The 17,445-nt window shown below is 65.2% G+C and carries 15 protein-coding genes and 1 tRNA gene; 6 read left to right on the top strand and 10 right to left on the bottom strand.

Going from position 1 to position 17,445, the window contains the following annotated elements; genetic code table 11:
• Positions 1-224 precede the first annotated feature (224 nt).
• The 6 genes from Q7T45_RS12780 to Q7T45_RS12755 all read right to left on the bottom strand — a co-directional run bounded on the left by Q7T45_RS12780 (position 225) and on the right by Q7T45_RS12755 (position 11,423).
• A complete protein-coding gene (locus tag Q7T45_RS12780) occupies positions 225-554 on the bottom strand; it encodes a lipid-A-disaccharide synthase N-terminal domain-containing protein (protein ID WP_304871260.1) in 330 nt (109 codons plus the stop codon).
• Positions 547-1,299, bottom strand: a complete 753-nt coding sequence (locus Q7T45_RS12775) for a glycosyltransferase family 2 protein (protein ID WP_304871258.1) — start codon at positions 1,297-1,299, stop codon at positions 547-549. Before Q7T45_RS12775 ends, Q7T45_RS12780 begins: the two co-directional genes overlap by 8 nt.
• 70 nt (positions 1,300-1,369) lie before the next feature.
• Positions 1,370-2,203, bottom strand: a complete 834-nt coding sequence (locus Q7T45_RS12770) for a phosphatase PAP2 family protein (protein ID WP_304871256.1) — start codon at positions 2,201-2,203, stop codon at positions 1,370-1,372.
• Positions 2,204-3,946: a glycosyltransferase family 39 protein gene (locus Q7T45_RS12765; protein WP_304871254.1), complete on the bottom strand. Its 1,743-nt coding sequence runs from the start codon at positions 3,944-3,946 to the stop codon at positions 2,204-2,206.
• A gap of 50 nt (positions 3,947-3,996) precedes the next feature.
• Positions 3,997-6,156: a penicillin-binding protein 1C gene (pbpC, locus tag Q7T45_RS12760; protein WP_304871252.1), complete on the bottom strand. Its 2,160-nt coding sequence runs from the start codon at positions 6,154-6,156 to the stop codon at positions 3,997-3,999.
• 65 nt (positions 6,157-6,221) lie between these two features.
• Entirely contained in the window at positions 6,222-11,423 is a 5,202-nt protein-coding gene (locus Q7T45_RS12755; protein WP_304871250.1) for an alpha-2-macroglobulin, read from the bottom strand.
• Positions 11,424-11,725: 302 nt separating this feature from the next.
• Between Q7T45_RS12755 and Q7T45_RS12750 the strand changes: the two genes are divergently transcribed.
• Positions 11,726-11,802: transfer RNA gene (locus Q7T45_RS12750), tRNA-Arg, on the top strand.
• A 252-nt stretch (positions 11,803-12,054) separates the two neighbouring features.
• Positions 12,055-12,843, top strand: coding sequence for a hypothetical protein (locus Q7T45_RS12745; protein ID WP_304871248.1), 789 nt, complete (start codon positions 12,055-12,057; stop codon positions 12,841-12,843).
• Between the two features lie 95 nt (positions 12,844-12,938).
• On the opposite strand, the gene Q7T45_RS12740 is transcribed toward Q7T45_RS12745, so the two are convergent.
• The gene (locus tag Q7T45_RS12740; protein ID WP_304871262.1) at positions 12,939-13,319 is read right to left on the bottom strand and encodes a hypothetical protein; all 381 of its coding nucleotides are present in this window, start codon (positions 13,317-13,319) and stop codon (positions 12,939-12,941) included.
• A 162-nt stretch (positions 13,320-13,481) separates the two neighbouring features.
• Here Q7T45_RS12740 and Q7T45_RS12735 point away from each other — a divergent pair, with 162 nt between their 5' ends.
• From Q7T45_RS12735 to Q7T45_RS12725, 3 genes are all read left to right on the top strand, one after another.
• On the top strand, positions 13,482-13,793 hold the full coding sequence (locus tag Q7T45_RS12735; protein ID WP_304871246.1) for a hypothetical protein: 312 nt from the start codon (positions 13,482-13,484) through the stop codon (positions 13,791-13,793).
• Between the two features lie 89 nt (positions 13,794-13,882).
• On the top strand, positions 13,883-14,227 hold the full coding sequence (locus tag Q7T45_RS12730; RefSeq protein WP_304871244.1) for a GrlR family regulatory protein: 345 nt from the start codon (positions 13,883-13,885) through the stop codon (positions 14,225-14,227).
• Positions 14,228-14,346: 119 nt separating this feature from the next.
• Entirely contained in the window at positions 14,347-14,700 is a 354-nt protein-coding gene (locus Q7T45_RS12725; protein WP_304871242.1) for a DUF6481 family protein, read from the top strand.
• An 89-nt stretch (positions 14,701-14,789) separates the two neighbouring features.
• On the opposite strand, the gene Q7T45_RS12720 is transcribed toward Q7T45_RS12725, so the two are convergent.
• Positions 14,790-15,026, bottom strand: a complete 237-nt coding sequence (locus Q7T45_RS12720) for a pentapeptide MXKDX repeat protein (RefSeq protein WP_304871241.1) — start codon at positions 15,024-15,026, stop codon at positions 14,790-14,792.
• 229 nt (positions 15,027-15,255) lie between these two features.
• On the opposite strand from Q7T45_RS12720, the gene dctP reads away from it, so the two are divergent.
• Positions 15,256-16,278, top strand: coding sequence for a TRAP transporter substrate-binding protein DctP (gene dctP / locus Q7T45_RS12715; protein ID WP_304871239.1), 1,023 nt, complete (start codon positions 15,256-15,258; stop codon positions 16,276-16,278).
• 42 nt (positions 16,279-16,320) lie between these two features.
• On the opposite strand, the gene Q7T45_RS12710 is transcribed toward dctP, so the two are convergent.
• Both Q7T45_RS12710 and Q7T45_RS12705 read right to left on the bottom strand, forming a co-directional pair.
• The gene (locus Q7T45_RS12710) at positions 16,321-17,235 is read right to left on the bottom strand and encodes a hydroxymethylglutaryl-CoA lyase (RefSeq protein ID WP_304871237.1); all 915 of its coding nucleotides are present in this window, start codon (positions 17,233-17,235) and stop codon (positions 16,321-16,323) included.
• A gap of 7 nt (positions 17,236-17,242) precedes the next feature.
• Positions 17,243-17,445: acetyl-CoA carboxylase biotin carboxyl carrier protein subunit (locus tag Q7T45_RS12705; RefSeq protein WP_304871235.1), on the bottom strand; the 203-nt coding region annotated here is incomplete at its 5' end.

The raw sequence follows: 17,445 nt of genomic DNA, 5'->3' as shown, positions 1-17,445 counted from the left end.
CATCGGCCCGAACGGGTCGGTTAGGATGTCGGGCTTTGCACTTGCCCACCAGCCATCGATGCGGCTCGTGACTTCCAGGCTGGAATTATGCGGCATTCAATCAACGACCCGGATTCCGACGCGCGCCTTTCGCGGCATCGAGACGCTTTTAGAGCACCCGGCTGCCGGTCGCGAGTTCATTTTTGGCACGCGGTCCGGCGCTGCACGCAACGCTCCGGCAACGCTCAGTCCTGGGCGGACGACTGCCGTCCGTTGACAATGATGAAATACAGATTGCGGAAATAGACCACGAGGCCGAGCGCCTGGCCGGCGATGAACACCGGATCGCGGCGATACAGCGCGTAGATCAGCAGCAGCATGCCGCCGCCGATCGAGAAGAACCAGAACGCCACCGGGATGACGCTCTTGCGCGCCCGTTCCGACGCGATCCACTGCACCACGAAGCGCATGGTGAAGAATCCCTGCGCCACGAAGCCCAGGATCACCCAGCCATCGAACTTGATGACGAAGACGTCATGCAGATAGGTCGTGAGCATGTTGAACAGGTCAGTCATGACGTGTCACCTCGGTCACAACGGGCGTCGGCTTCTTGCGGCGGATCAGCCACCACACCCCGACGAGATCCATGATCCCGATCCATAGCCGATCGAAAAAGCCGTAATTTGACACGCCGGAATGTCTGGGACGGTCGATGACGTCGACATAGACGATGTCAAAACCCTCGCGGCGCACCAGCGCCGGCAGAAAGCGATGCAGCCCGTCAAAATAGGGCATCATCAGGAACACCTCGCGCCGGAACGCCTTCAGGCCGCAGCCGGTATCGCGGGTGCCGTCGTGCAGGATGGCGTTGCGCACGCCATTGGCGGTGCGCGACTGCCACTTCTTGAAACCGGTGTCCTTGCGTCCGACGCGCTGGCCGGCGGCAAGGCCGACGCGGTCGCCGCCGTTCTCGATCGCCGTGATCAAATCCGGCAGGAAGGCCGGATTGTTCTGCCCGTCGCCATCGAGCGTCGCCACGATGGCGCCGCGCGCGGCACGGACCCCGCTGCGCACCGCGGCCGATTGCCCCGATGACGTCGCATGCCGGATCTGCCGCAGGTTGGCACGCGCTTTCATCAATTCCGCAAGCCGCTCGCCGGTCGCATCGGTGGAGCCGTCATTGACATAGATGATCTCGTACGGCCATCGGCCGTCGAGCGCGGCGGCGATTTCCGTGATCAGCGGGGCCACATTGCCGGCCTCGTTGCGCACGGGAACCACGATGGAAACGACCACTTCTGTCGCGTCGGATGAAGGCAAATCGATGCTCGTCGTTTGAGTCGGCCTGCAGCCGGAACCCGCTGCGCCGCTGCCTCGCGGCGTCCGCTTCTTATGGGGCTGACGCCCCTCCGGCAACCCTTTTGAGGTGCCCCAGCGAGGGGCCCGGAAGCGGCACGATGGCGCCGTCGCCGCGGATCGCGAAGCCGAGGCGACGCGCGGCAAACCAGTAGCGCACCGCCATCGCGCCGATCACGCCGATCAGCGCGCCCGCCACCACGTCGCTCGGATGATGCGCCAGCAACACCAGGCGGCTGAGCGCGATCGTGATGGCATATGCCAGCATCACGGGGCGAGCCTGCGGCCACAGCGCGGAAACCGCGAACGCCAGCGCAAAGGCGGTATTGGCATGGCCGGACGGGAAGCTCGCAAAGGCCTCCGTGCCGCCGAAATGCCTGAAGTTGAAAACATTGTCGCCGACGAACGGCCGGCCGCGCCCGACGATCCATTTGAGAACGTCGCCGACGAGGGCCGGCACCAGCACGGCGAAAAACACAAATTGCAGACGCGTCCCCAAACCCAGCAGCAGGGATCGCGCCTGCCCGCGCAACGCCGGGGAGATAAATGCGACCATGAACAACAGCCCGGCCAGGAACCAGAGCACATAGGCGGATTTGCCGAAGTCGGTCAGGATGCGGATCGGCCAAAGGCTCGGCGTGCCGCGCTTCGGCATCCAGCCGATCTCCGTCGCGTCCAGCAAGTACATCAGCGCGATGATCGCGGCGCCGAGAATGGCGGTGAGCTGCACGACATGGCGCGCCGATCGCCGCGCCGCCTCGGCACGGCGCGAATGCGACGGCGAGCGCACCAGTTGCACCGCCGATTGGCGCATGACGGCCACAAGGCCCGAGAAATAGTTCGATGAGGCGCCGGCCCGGGGAGACATTTACTCGGTGCCTTCGGAGCGGAAGATCGCGATCGAAATCGCCTTGCCCTGCGAGAAGTTATAGCCGTCGATGCGGCTGGCCACGTTGTAGCGCAACCCGATGGCTTCGGCGCGCGCGGCGAAGCTGCGTTCCGAGCGCGATTCCACCAGCGCAAATCGGCAACTGCCCTGCCCCAGGAAATCCGCAGCCCCCGATCCGTCCGTCAGCAGCGTCGAAGTTCCCGTCATGAAGACCAGGCTCGGCTCGTGAAAGCCCGCGGCTGCGGCTTTAGGTCCGACGCAGACGACGTTACGCAAGGCACGGGCGATTTCGGGACTCGGGAACAGCGGCGTTAGCGACGGCAACACGATGCCATAGACCGCGATCGCCAGAAACATCGCCGAGACCACGGCGTTCAGCAGCGAACGTTCGGCGCGGCTGTCCTCGTAGAGCCACCACGCAAACAGCCCGAAGATCAACGCCGCCGCGATGAACGGCCAGGCCAGAAACACCGGCTGGCGCGTCAATGCGATCGCGCCGACCACGACCAGTACCGAGGCTCCGGCCGGAATCACGAACCACCAGGCCGCGCCCCGCATCAGCCACGAGCGCGACAGGATGCGGCGTTCCAGCGCGCCGACCGTGAGGATCGCAATCGCCGGATAGAGCGGCAGCACGTAATGCGGCAGTTTTGTCATCACCAGTTCGAACACGATCCAGGATGGCATCAGCCACGCCAGCAGATACTGCGCGCCGGGCTCTCGCCGCGCCCGCCACACCGCCGGCGCCGCCATTCCCGCCAGTGCCGCGCCCGGCCAGAACGTGATCCAGAACAGCGCCAGATAGAATCCGGGCGGCGCGCCGTGGGATTCCTGCGCGGCGAATTTCGCCAGCATGTCGCGGCCGACTGAATCGGTGAAAAACGTTTCGCCGGCGCGCCAGTAGATCGCGACGAACCACGGCAGCACCAGCACCAGCATCCACATCAGGCCCCAGACCGGGCGCAGCCGCCACAGCCACGTCGCCGAGCGGTCGAGGATCGCCAGCGTGGCGATCGTGAGCAGGACGAACAACAGGATTAGCGGCCCCTTGAGCAGGATGCCGCCGGCCAGCGCCGTCCAGAAGATCACGGGCCAGGACCATGGCGGCCGCACGGGATCCTCGCCGCGCTGCCACGACAGATAGACCCGCGCCATCGCGCCCATCGCCGCGACCACCGTCAGCAGCAGCATGGCATCGGTTTTCGCCAGCCGCGCTTCGACGCCGAGCAGCACCGAACTGGCCATGATCAGCCCGGCCAGGATGGCGCCGCGCCGGGTCACGAACGCCAGCGCCGTCCAGTACGTCAGCAGCACCGCCCCGATCGCGCCGATCAGCGAGGGAATGCGGTACAGCCAGATCCGAACCTCCGCCCGTGGCAGGCCCAGCGCCGAGGCGGTCTCGACCACGGCCGACTGCATCCAGTAGATGCCGACCGGCTTCTTGTAGCGGACATCTTCCTGGAAGCGGATGTCGATGAAATCGCCGCTCTCGACCATCTGCTTGGTCGCCTGCGCGAACCGCGCCTCGTCGCGATCGATCGGCGGGATATTGAAAAAGCCCGGCAGAAACAGCACGAGGCCGCAGGCCAGCAGGAACAGCGCCGCCCTGAGGTGGCTGGCCGCCACGAGGTCAAGCAGGCCGGCAAGCCGGCTGCCCGGATTGACCCGGTTCTTCGGCTCGCGCGGCTCTCCAAATCGGGGACGGGCATAGGTCTCGACCATTGGTTCCGATTACGCCGAAACCGCTATTCCCACAACCGGTTAGGCACCCTTTATTGAATTCGGATGACAACTGTGTCCGCGGCGCCCACCGCATCGATCACGGTCAACCTGGCAAAGCCCGGACCGGGCGGCTCGACCAGCCGCTGGCGCCGGCTGTCGATTTCGCCCACCGACACGCCATTCACCAGCATGGTGAGCGGCAGCACGCCGCCGGCGATCTTGACCGGCATCGCCGAGAACTGCCCGCCATTACCGCGATCGACGTCGATCCGCGAGCCATTGAGCGGAAACTGGATGCGCGGCGCCTGCTCCGTTCCGGTGCGGACCAGTTCCCCCACCGGCCGGAACCGGCGCAGCGGCAGCGGCAGTTTGGCATTGCTGGCCACGAGCGTGCCCTTGGGCGGCTTAGCCAGCGCCGCGGGCAGCTTTCCGGTGCGGGCGAAGGCATCGAACAGGATCGGGGCCGCGGCGGTGCGCCCGACCAGCCCCGGCACCGGCGCGCCATCGGGCCGTCCGACCCAGACCCCGATGGTGAGCCTGCCGTCGAAGCCGACCGACCAGGCATCGCGGTAGCCGTAGCTGGTGCCGGTCTTGAACGCGATCCGGTTGTGCGCGGCATTCTCTGGCGGCGGCGTGCCGATCAGCACATTGCCGACCTGCCAGGCGGCGACGGGATCCATCAGCCGCAGATTATCGCGGGCATCATCGGTTGCCCTGACGATCTCGCGCAGCGGCCTGGTATTGCCGAGCCGCGCCAGCCCGGAATAGAGCTGCACCAGATCCTGCAGCGTGACGCCGACGCCGCCGAGACCCATCGCGAGGCCCGGCGCCTCGTCCTTCGGCAGCACCAGATTGGCGCCGGCCTGCTTCAGCCGCGACGACAGGCGGCTGGAGCCGACGCGGTCGAGCAGCGCGATCGCCGGCACGTTGAGCGACAATTGCAGCGCCTTGCGCACCGGCACCGTGCCCTGAAACGTCATGTCGAAATTTTCCGGCGCGTAAGAGCCAAAGCGGATCGGCCGGTCGTCGATCAGGCTTTCCGGATGCACGAAACCATCTTCGAACGCGAGCCCATAGATGAACGGTTTCAGGGTCGAGCCCGGCGAGCGCACGGCGCGGGTCATATCGACCTGGCCGGCGCGCCGGTCGTCGAAATAGTCGGGCGAGCCAACATGCGCCAGCACGTCGCCGCTCTCATTGTCGACCGCGACGATCGCGACGGAAATATTCGAGCCCAGCGCGATGGCCCGGTCGCGCGCCAGCGCTTCCAGCACCTTCTGCAGCCCGGACTCCAGCGTCAGCTTGATGACTGGCGAATCCTTCACGGTAGACAGCGCCTGATCGGCGGAATGCGGCGCCAGAATGGGCATCGGCTTGCGCAGCCGCGGCACGGAAACAGCCTTGGCCTGAACTGCGTCCTCGGTCGGTACGAGGCCGTCCTCGACCATGCGATCGAGCACGCGGTCGCGCGCGATGCGCGCCACCTCGGGATGGCGATCGAGCCGGCGGGTTTCCGGCGATTGCGGCAACGCCACCAGCACAGCTGCTTCCGCCAGCGACAATCGTTTCGGTTCCTTGCCGAAGTAGGCGATCGACGCGGCGCGAATACCCTCGAGATTGCCGCCGAACGGCGCCAGCGCCAGATAGAGATCGAGAATCTGGTCTTTTGTCAGCTGCCGCTCGATCTGGATCGCGCGGACCATCTGGCGCAATTTGGCCGAGAGCGATCGCTCGCGCCGCGGCTCCATCAGCCGCGCCAGCTGCATCGTGATGGTCGAGCCGCCGGAGACGATGCGCCCGCTGGTCACGAGCTGCCACGCGGCGCGGCCCAGCGCCTGCGGATCGACGCCGTGGTGGGAATAAAACCGTCGGTCTTCATAAGCCAGCAGCAGTTTTAGATAAGACGGATCGACGCCGGTCCGCGCATTGACCGGCAGCCGCCATCGGCCGTCAGCCATCGCATAGGCGCGCAACAGCTTGCCGTTGCGGTCGACGATAGTGGTGGAGATTTGCCGGGCCTGTTCGAAAGGCAATGGGCCGAGCGAGATGACCCACGCTGCAAAGGCGCCGATCGTCAGCAAGGCGCCGAGCGCAGCAACGGCGGCGATACGAAGTAATCGCCGCTTTCTCCTCCCGTCATGGCCGGGCTTGACCCGGCCATCCACGTCTTCCTTTTCCGAAGCGGCAAAGGTCGTGGATGCCCGGGTCATCTGCGCGAAGACGCGCTTCGCGCTTTTGCCCGGGCATGACGATGGAGTGTGTGAGGCGGATGCACTCATTTCGCCGCACGCACCTCCACCGAGCCGGTGCCGGTGCGGCCGTAGCGCGAAGGATTATACATGTCCTCGACATAGGCCTGCGGCAGCACGTATTTCCCTGGAGAAACCGCGCGCACCACATAGGCCACCGTGAACACCGCCGCGTCGTCGCTGGCCCGATCGATCGCCGCGGTGAAGCGGTCATCGCGGAACTCGGTGTTCTCAGGCTCCTCGCCGTCCTCGATCCAGTCCAGAGTGCCAGTATCACCGGACGAAACCAGACGCGGATTGTCGATCTCGAGGCCGGCCGGAAGATAATCCGACACCATGATGTGACCGTGTTCCGGTTTGGCCTCCGTGATCTTCAGCACCACCGCAAAACGGTCGTTCTGCTTCGCCTTGGACACATCAGCCGGCTTGCCGTCGAGCGTGAAGTAATTGCGCTCGATCTTGAAACCGTTCGAGGCCGCGGGCTCCGGCGTAACGGGCGAACCCGAGACCGAGACCACCGCCTGGACCGGCGCATCGCCGGTGTTGGTGATCTTGATCGGCTGGCCCACCATCTCCGTCGCCTTGTAGCTGCGATAAAGGGCGGTCTTGACCGAGGCGCCGTTGACATCGAGCGTCAGCGTCTCCTTGGCGAGCGCGCGCGCCGCCAGCACCAGCCAGGCATTTTCCTGAGTCGAGGTGTAGGGCGTCAGACCGCGCGCGGCTTCGACACGCTGGACGGCTTGCGTGAGCGTCGCCCGCGGCGCATTGCCTTCGCTCGCCAGCGAAACCAGCGCCGCGGCATCGCGCAAGGCGCTGCCATAGTCGACCCGGCCGAACTCCAGCACCGGCTTCGGCGCCAGGCTTTCGGCGGCTGCGGCATAGACCCGCTCCGCCCTGCCCTTGTCGCCGACCAGCGCCAGCGCCGCCGCCAGCTGCGACTTGGCGATCGGCGTCGCCAGATTGCCGAGCTTGGTGTCGGCGAGATAACGCAGGTCGCCGATCGGTGCCGCGCCGTTGCGGGCGAGCACGTAGAGGCCGTAGGCCAGATCGCGGCCGCCGTCCTTTTCCGGCTCGTTGGCGTTCACCACGGAGTTGCGGATACGGTCGAGCGCGCTCTTGAACAGGACGTCCGGCACCGCAAATCCCTTTTCGCGGGCGCGGGTCAGGAAGTCCGTGACGTAGGCGTCGAGCCAAGAATCGTCGCCGCCAGCCGACCACAGCCCGAACGAACCGTTCGAGCCCTGCCGCGCCAGCAGCCGGTCGATCGCATCCTTGATGCGCTGATCGACCGCGGTATCCATCGCCAGATGCGCACCCGCCGCCAGATCGTTGACGTAGAGCAGCGGCATGGCGCGGCTGGTGATCTGCTCCGAACAGCCGTGCGGATAGCGGTCGAGCGCCTTCAGGATGGTAGCGGCGTCGAGCGCGGTGGACAGGCTGACCGACAGCGAGACGCCGCCGGTGCCCTGCACCAGATCCGAGAACATGTCCGACGTCAGCGTCAGGCTCTCGCCCTTTGCCAGGGTCCGGATCGAGCGGCGCGCCAGGATCTGCGTCGCCGCCTTGACGTCGAGCGCGTAATGCCGCGCCAGCGTCAGGCCGTTCGGCCCCTTGATATCGACATCGAGCTTCGCGGTGCCGGCGCCGCCGGCGTCAAGCGCCAGCGACATCGAGGTGCGTTGCTTGGCCGCGAGTTTGACCGTGGTCGTCGGATTGCCGGTCACCTTCACCGGGCCCGTGGTCTTGACGCTGACGGTGTAGTCGCCGGCAGCACCTTCGACATTGTCGAGATCGAAACTCATGGTGCCCTTGTCGCCATTGAGCAGGAAGCGCGGCAATGTCGCCGTAAGCACCACGGGGTCGCGGACCGTGACATCGGTCGTGGCGCGGCCGAGTTTTGTGGAAGTCCAGGCCACCGCCATCACCCGCGCGGTGCCGGCGAATTCCGGAATGTCGAAATTGATGGACGCGGTGCCGTCGGCAGCGACCGTGACGATCCCGGAATAAAGCGCCAGCGGCTTTTGCGTGGGCGGACTGCCCTGCAGCTCGGCGCCGGCGGAATCGCCACCGGTCCTGATCTGGCCGCGCGTGCCCTGCATGCCGTCGATCAGCTGTCCGTAGATGTCGCGGATTTCCGAGGTCATGCGGCGCTGCCCGAGATAGTAGTCGTCAGGCGCCGGCGGCTTGTAATTGGTCAGGTTGAGAATGCCGACGTCGACGGCGGCGACGACGATCTTGGCGTCCTCGCCGGGACTGAGACCGCCGAGCTTGACCGGAATCTTCAGCGGGGTTCCGGGGCGCACCAAAGCCGGCGGCGTGAGCTCCACCGTGAGCGTGCGGGACTTCTTGTCGATGCCGAACCATTTCAGGCCGATCGCGCGGCCGGGCATCCGCAAGGCGGCGGTATCGAGCGGGCGGCGCAAGGTCGCCACCACATAGGCGCCGGTGCCCCAGTCCTTGCCGACGGGAATTTTGACCTGCGCGGTGCCTTCCTTGACGTTGATGGATTGCGTGGTCAGCAGCCGGTCGCCGAGCACGTTGATGGTCAGCCGGCCGGCCGAGCGGGCATTGACCGAAACCACCATGGTGTCGCCGGCCAGATATTCCGGCTTGTCGATCGAGGTCTCCAGCAGGTCGGGCGTATCGGCGCTGCCTTCGGAATACCAGCCGACATCGAACTGCACCGAGGTCAGCGGACCATCGGCTTCGGTCGATTTGACATCGAGCCGGTAGCGGCCGGGCTGCGGCGACAACGTGATCCGGGAGGGCTTGTCGGCGGCAACAGCGAGATCGCCATCGGCCACCCGCTTGGTCGATTTGACCGGCTCATATTCCCAGGACGAGTTCTGCCGGTACCACTGGTAGCGGGATTCGATCTTCAACAGCTCATAGCGCAGGCTGTCCCGCGCCAATTGCTTGCCCTCGGGGGTTACGAACACGACGTCGAAGCCGGCCTTGTCGCCTTCCGCGACGCTCTTGTCGGCGAATAGCGGTTTGACTCCGATCATGGCCGCCGCCGGCTGAACCGGCAAAACCAGCTTGCGCTCGACCGAACGGCCGCCGGCTTCCGCCATGCGGACGAAGATCTGGGCTTCCTGCGGCCGGGTCGACGATGGCGGTTTGGTCAGGCTGATCGGGAAGGTCGCGACGCCCTTGGCGTCGGCTTCCGGCAGGTTTTCCAACGGGGTCCGTTCGTTGCTGGCGGTTTCCTCATCGGCGACGCCGAACTGGTAGCCCGCAAAGCCGGGCCGTCCCGAGGCCGGCGCCACCAGCATGTCGCCTTCCAGCTGCAGGCCCGACGCGGGCGCGCCATAGAGGAAACGGCCATCGACCTTAAGTTCTACCGGAACATCGGCTTTGATCTGCTTGTCCTTGGCGGTTAAGTCGAATTCGATCCGCTCGGAGATGTAATCCTCGACCATGAAGGTGGTTTCGCCGACCGCCGAGCCCTTGGGATCGGTGAAGGCCCGCGCCCGCCATGTCCCGGTCGGAACCGCGGAATTGAGGGTCAGCGCCAGGCTTCGCCCGCCCGCGCCCTGGTCGGGCAGCACGGCGCGACGGAATTCGACTCCGTCGGGGCGCTCGATCACCAGCGTCAGCGGCCCGCCCGCCACGGCATTGCCCTGGCCGTCACGCAGGAGCGCGGTGAGATAGACCGTCTCGCTGGAGCGATAGACCCCGCGCTCGGTATAGACGAAGGCATCGGCGCCTGCCGGGACGGCCCGGCCGGACACGCCGCGATCCGAGAGGTCGAAGGCGTTGGATTTCAGGCTGAGGAAGGCATAGTCCGTCTTCTCGCCGGATACCGTCAGCATGGCCGGCGACAGCCCGCCCTCGCCGCGCGCCAGCCCTGCCTCGAACAGCACATGGCCGGAATCGTCGGTCTTGCGGGTCGCCAGGATTTCGTTGTTGCGCGCCACCAGCCGCACTTCGGCCTTACCGACCGCTTCGGTCGAGGCCAGCGAATTGACGAACACGTGGATGCCGTCATTGCCCGAGAAGGCCGTCAGGCCCAGGTCGGACACGATGAACCACTGCGTCGCCAGCGAATTGTCGTTGTCGCTGCCGGGGCCCTTGGCTTCGGCCGTCATGACATAGACGCCGGGCTGCAGGTCGCCCAATGCCTGGTCGACCGGAAATGCCGTGGTGACGTCCTGATTGAGCGTGGTCGCGGTGGCGAGTTCGCCGGACCAGACCTTGACGCCGCGCTCGCCGCCGAGGTCGGACAGCTCGTATTTGCTCAGGGCCTGCTGGAAATCGCTGCTGAGCACCGTATTGATCAGGTTGCGGTCGCCGATCCGGAACACGCTGACCGACACCGACGGGGTATTGACGCTGACCAGTGGGATGCCGCGCTGGCCGGTGCGCGGCAGCACATAAGCGCGCCCGGTGAAGCGCACGAACGGCTTGCGGTCGCGCACATAGATGTTGAATTCGGCCGATTTCGGCAGGGTTTCCTTCACCGTGGACGGCAGCCCGGCGCGCAGATTGACGTTGTAACGCTCGCCGTGCTTGAGGCCGTCGACGCACAGCTGCTTGCCTTCCGACGTCAGCGCTGGCTTGTCGCTGCCCGCGAGCGCCAGGAACGGCGCAAAGTCGACGCGCTTGGCGAGGTCCTCGGAGAACTGAAAACAGGCGCGCGGCGACGCCGAATCGGAATCCACGGTGTAGTCGAGCAGCCGGAAGCCGTGCTGGTCGCGCAGCTTCTCGTATTGGCCGCGCACCTCGGCGACCTCGCGCAAGTCGAGCGACAGCCGCAGGCTGTCCAGCGCCGGACGCCACAGCTTGCGGTCGGACATCGCGCGGCCGAGTACGGCCAGCGCCTCCGCCTCTTCGCCGGCATTGCCGGCGCGCTGGTAGGCGATGTAGGCCGCGGTCGAGGCGCGCTCCAGCAGGAAAGTGCCTTCGCTGGAGTTTTTGGGCCAGATCTGGAAAATGGCGCGGGCCAGCCGCAGCCAGTTGCCGCTGTCCTCCGGCGAGGTGGCCGCGATCTGCCCCAGGATCTGCAGGCCGGTGCGGAAATCGCTGCGCTTGAAGGCGGCGTCGGCATCGGTTTTCATCGCGCTGGATTTCGCCACAGCGCCGGCTTCGCTCTTGATCTGGGCCTCCAGCTTGACCGCCGAATCCTGGAGATCGTCGCGCTTGAAGGCCTTGTCCGCGGCCTGCGCCGTGACGAGGCCGAGCGCCAGCGTTGCGCAAAGGACTGCGGCGCGAATCAAACCAATCATGATGGATCTCCCTGGGACGCGGACAGACGCCGCGTTTCGATCAGAAGTGCGCGAAAAGGTGACGGACTCGTGGCCCCCGAAGCAGGTAGCGAAAAAGTCGCGTGCAGCATATGACGAAGCGAGCCCCTGGATGTCACCCGGCAGCCGGCTGCGGCCCGGCAATGCCTCAAGGGCGGACAAACGCAACGATCCACCGTTCCGGTTGGTCGTCCGGAAGCTGAAAATGGTTCGCAAAAGGGCTTGGCCGGACAGCGGATTTTTCATATTGGCAGTGCTATGAAGCCGAAGCGCCGAGAAGCTACGGTCCCATAGCTCAACTGGATAGAGTAACGGATTTCTACTCCGTGGGTTGCAGGTTCGAATCCTGCTGGGATCGCCAGTTACGTCTTGGTGTTTCGCCGCGCTGTTCGGCATGCCGACACCCTGCTCTCGATTCGCGAACAGCCCCTCGCTGCCCGCGCCGTCAGCCTAAATTAACCATGCGGATTTCAGCGACCATCAAGAATGTCGCTTCGCCGCATTGTTCGGATGGCCGCGAGCCGAATTCGCAAAAAATGGAACGCGACGCCGGCGACATAGGCAAGTCGTGAAAGTTCATGCTAGATTTTGATGAATTTTGGGGTGCCACGGCATGACGCAGGAGACGGGGCTCGGCTCCAAGCAGGATCGGAAGGCCATTGCCAGCGCGATTCAGCGCCATCTGGACGCCAACGGCCTGGCCCGCAAGGACCTGATCCGCGAACATCTGTCGAAGTCATCGATCGAAAAACTGTTTCAGGGTGACTTCACCGAGCGCACCCTGAACAAGGTCGAGGGCATTCTGAAAACCAGTTTTCAACGGCAGGCCGAGGGGCAATTCAAGGCTAGGGACGACACCGCCGCCAAGTCCGTCGGCGGATATGTCTTCGATGCCGTCGAATATCTGCAGGGCGACTATCTCTGCGTCCGACCGATGTTCGCCAACCCCGCCAACTTCAATGCCTATCTGATCTCGATCGCGTGGAGCGACGCGCAAAAATGCCTGGTGTTCGAGGAGAAGTCGCGCTTCGACGGCAAGTACCGGCAGGTCGGTACGGTCTATATCCCGTTCGGCACCGCGTTCATGAACCTCGTGAGTTCCAGCGCGGGCAACGTGCGAACCGTTCTGCTGTCGCTGCCCGACACCGAAGACATGATGCGCGGCATCATCTCGACGCTCAGCAATCCCAAGGGCTCGATCTACATTCCCGTCGCCGCCCCCATCGTGCTGCGCAAATTGCGCGCGGGCGAAGAGCCGGAGCTTGGCGTGATCGCGCGGGATAACCGCCGCTACGGCGAATATCAGTCGTGGCTGGCGACCGTGCTGACCGAGGAATTCGGGATCTTTGCGGTGCCGCAGCCGCCGGCTCCACGCAAGACCGGGCGCGCCGGCAAGCCCTGAAATCAGATCACCTCACCGCTTAAGACCAAAGGCCCCGGATCGCTCCGGGGCCTTTGCTTGTTTCAAACCCTTACGGGCGCTTCTCGCCTGCGACGTCAGTACCCGCAGGTGGCGCAGCGCGGTGGCGTCGCGACGTAGTATTCGCGGGCGGGCGCGACCATTTCGACGCGCTGGCGGGTGGCGTATTGCGGCGGGGTGCGCTCGTACTGCACGCCCTCGGGCGCCACCATCACGGTCTTCGGCACCATCACGGTGCGGTATTGCGCCGGGGTGCGATGGGCGATGACGCGGCCGGGGTCGACCATCACGGTTTCATCGACGGTCCGGTACTGCGGCGGCACGACCTGGCGCTGGTAGCAGGTGACGCAAGGCGGCGGCGGCGGCATGTAGCAGCCGTGGCATTGCGCGGAGGCCGCGGTCGGTAGCGCCATGGCGGTAACGGCCGAAGCGATCAGTGCTGCATATACGCGTGACATCGTCATGGTGGTGCCTTCCCGTGTGGCTTTGAAAATTGCGATCAGCAAAAATGCTTTGCGGTTGCGCATCGTGGGCGAGACAGGCAAATTTCCCTTTAAGGGAAATCATTAACGAAAGCTTTCGACGGTGATTTCCGGCTTCCGGTTTGATACGGTCGAGACATGAATTCCATCCATCATCGCATTCAACGGACATCGGCGGCCGGACTTGTCCTGGTGTTCGGCCTCGCCGCCGCCGCCGCGCAGGCCCCGCTCAAGACCCAGCCCAGTCAAAAGGAAAAGCAGAAGCTCGCCGGGCAGATCGCCTCGGATGGCCTCAACTGCCCGGTGGTCGGCGTGGTCGAGGACGCCGGCAAGGACGAGCGCGGCACCATGATCCGAATCCACTGCCGTTCGCTGAACGGTTCCGCCAGCTGGGAAGTCCGCGGCATCGCCGCCAAGGGCGCTGCCGAGCTTCGTTTCGAGGCGTGGTGATGCTGCCCGGTCGCGCGGCGCCGATCTGAGCGGGGACAGCGAACGGCGCTGCCCCAAACCTGCTATAGTTGCACCGGGGATGGCCGAACATGCGGAACGGGCTCTACTCGGTGCACATCCAGATGGGCGACGGCGTCAAAGGACGTGCCAGCGGGGTGATCGTGCTGCGTGACGGCAAGATCCTCGGCGGCGATCCCTATTTCTGGTCGGTCGGCAGCTACACGTTCAGGGAGGGCAGCTGGAAAGGCGATCTGGTCACCAACCAGCACACACCCTATCGCGATCCCACCGCGCGGCCGGTTTTTGGCGGCCGGGAGGTCACGACCGGCTTTTCCGGAACCTTCCGGGACGACCGTTCCGAGGTTTTCGGCACCTCGCTGGTGGGCAGCCGCAGCGTCAGTTTTCGCGCGACATTGCGCCGGCTGGCCGATTAAACGATGGCGTCCCGGCCCGGGCGGCTGTAAACCGCTCCCCATCGCGCCGGGGGCGCTCATTGTCCTCGCGCCAAACCCGATCACCCCATCACCCAAACGAAAGCGACAAGGCCGTTTCAATGAGTGGATTCAAGGAACCTAGCTTCGCGGACCGGCAGAAGGCGGCGCAGGAAGCAAGGAAGAACATCCTGGAGAAGTTTAAGGCCAAGCCGGGTCTTAACGATCCCGCGGTCCTGCAACGGCAGGCCGAGCGCGAGGCGCAAGCCGCCGAGCGGGCCAAGGCCAAGCTGGCGCGCGAAGCCGCCAAGGCCGAGCAGAAGGCACGCGAGGAGCAGGCCGCCGCGGAAGCCGCCGCCCAGATCGTGCGCGAACAGGAAGCAGCCGCCGCGGCCGAATTCGCGCTCGAAGCCGAGCGCAAGGCCGCGCGCGACGCGCGCTATGCCGCCCGCAAGGGCAAGGGCAAAAAGCGATAACGAAGCGATAGCGCGGGCCGGTCCAGGCCCTGACGCCCCATGCATGACAGGCCCGCCTCGCGAGAGGCGAGCCTGCGCTGAAGCAACCCCTAGTTCTTCTTCATTCCGTCGTCTTTTTTCATGCCGTCCTTGGCCATGGAGTCCTTCTTCATGCCGTCCTTCGACATGGCGTCGTCTTTCTTCATGCCATCCTTGGACATGGAATCCTTCTTCATGCCGTCATCCTTGCCCATCTTGTCCTGAGCGAAGGCGGCGGGCGCCAGCGCCAGGCTGAGCGTGAGCGCGGCGGCCGAAATTCCGAGTGCGATACGGGTGCTGATGATCATTGGCTGGTCTTCCCTTTGAAACCGTTCTTGCAAGCGACTTATGCCGCTATGGTTCAGGACGGACCCGCGATGGCGTTTGTTACCTCGGTGTCCAAAAATTTTTTCGTAGCCCGAACTCCTCGAGCCGCACGCCAGGCTCTGGAAAAATCGCTGGCTGACCTTGTTTCGGTCGAAGCTGTCAGCAAAGATGCGGTGCGGCAGTCATCAATAAGTCGCCTGAGGGAACTCCATGCTCACGCGCCGCCACGCCCTCATCACGGTGCTTGCCGCACCGGCCATCCTGCGTTTCGGGACAGGAACGGCGCAGGCTGCGACCACCCTGAAAATATCGCACCAGTTTCCCGGCGGCAGCATCGACAAGGGCGATTTCCGCGACCGGCTCTGCCGGATGTTCGCGGCTGAAGTCGCCAAACGCAGCGGCGGCGAGATCGCCGCGGAGGTTTTTCCGAACTCCACGCTGAGCAAGACCACCGCGCAGTTCTCGGCGCTGCGCAAAGGCGCGCTCGACATCAGCCTCTATCCCCTTCCCTATGCCGGCGGCGAATTGCCGGAGACCAATATCGGGTTGATGCCCGGCCTGGTCTCGACCTACGATCAGGGCCTGCGCTGGAAGGGTCTCCCGGTCGGAAAGCTGCTGACGGACTTTCTCGCCGACAAGGGCGTCATCCTGCTCACCTGGATATGGCAGGCCGGCGGCGTCGCCAGCCGCACCAGGCCGGTCGTGGCGCCGGAGGACGTCAAGGGCCTCAAGGTCCGCGGCGGTTCGCGCGAGATGGATATGGTGCTGCGAACCGCGGGCGCCGAGGTGCTGTCGGTGCCGTCGAACGAGCTCTATGCGGCGATGCAGAGCGGCGCCTGCGACGCCGGCATCACCTCCTCGACCAGCCTGATTTCGTTCCGGCTCGAGCAAGTCTCCAAGGTCCTGACCTCGGGCGCCGGCGCATCCTACTGGTTCATGCTGGAGCCATTGCTGATGTCGAAGGCGATTTACGACAAATTGCCCAAGAACCAGCAGGACGTTATCCGCAATGTGGGCGCCGATCTCGAAGCCTTCGGCAAGAAGGGCGCGCAGGACGACGACATCAGGGTTGCCGAGGTCTTTCAAAAGGCCGGCGCCAGGGTCAGCACGCTCGACGCGGCCACGGTGGGCCAGTGGCGCGACATTGCGCGCGATACCGCCTGGAAAGACTACGGCGCCAAGACGCCGACCTCAGCCAACCTGCTGAAACTTGCGGGCGACGTCCCGGCGTAAGTGGCGAATGGCGAGTAGCGAATGGCGAGAGCCTTCCATTCGCTATTCGCTACTCGCCATTCGCCCCTTCGCATTCAACGCCGACGCCACGCGGCTGACCGGCGGCCGGCCAATCAGCCGGCTGATCGCGTTGGTCGCCGCCAGCAGCTTTGGCATGTCGACGCCGGTGGCGATGCCCATGCCTTCCAGCAGGTAGACCACGTCCTCGGTGGCGACGTTGCCGGTGGCGCCCGGCGCATAGGGGCAGCCGCCGAGACCGCCCGCCGCGGAATCGATCACGCGGCAGCCCTCCTCCATCCCGGCATAGAGGTTTGCCAGGGCCTGGCCATAGGTGTCGTGGAAATGCATGGCGAGGTTAGCCATCGGCACGCTGCCGGCCACTGCGCGCAACAGATGCTTCGCCTTCAGCGGGGTGCCGACGCCGATGGTGTCGCCCAGCGAGACCTCGTAGCAGCCGAGCTCCGAAAGCGTCCGCGCCACGTCGACCACCGCTTGCGGTTTCACCTCGCCGTCAAAGGGGCAGCCGAGTACGCAGGAGACATAGCCGCGCACCCTGATGCCGTCGGCCTTGGCCCGCGCCACCACCGGTCTGAAGCGTTCGATCGATTCCGCCACCGTGCAGTTGATATTGGCGCGGGAAAAACCTTCCGAGGCCGAGGCAAACACCGCGATCACTTTGGCGCCGGCCGCGCGCGCGGCCTCATAGCCCTTTTCGTTCGGCACCAGCACATGGAATTCGCTGTCCGGATGATGATCGACCCCGCGCAGCACGGCATCGGAGTTCACCATTTGCGGGATTGCCTTCGGCGACACGAAGGCGCCGACCTCGATGGTGTGCAGTCCGGCGCCGATCAGGGCCTCGATGAAGGCGATGCGGTGCTCGACGCCGACCGGCGTCTTCTCGTTCTGCAGACCGTCGCGGGGGCCTACTTCGACGATGCGGACGGAATCGCTCATGTGAAACTCACGCGGCCGTCGGTTCGACCACGGCGAGTTCGACGCCCTCGCCGACGATATCGCCGACTTTGCATTTGATCGCACTCAGCACGCCCGCGAACGGCGCGCGCAACGTCTGCTCCATCTTCATCACTTCCAGCGTGAGAATGGGCGCACCCTTCTCCAGTCTGGCGCCGACTTCCGCCAGCAACGCCACCACGGTGCCCGGCA

The sequence above is a fragment of the Bradyrhizobium sp. genome (genome assembly GCF_030646015.1).
GTDB lineage: Bacteria > Pseudomonadota > Alphaproteobacteria > Rhizobiales > Xanthobacteraceae > Bradyrhizobium.
The sequence above is the reverse complement of the archived record's forward strand: the minus strand, read 5'-3'. Positions and strand labels throughout refer to the sequence as shown.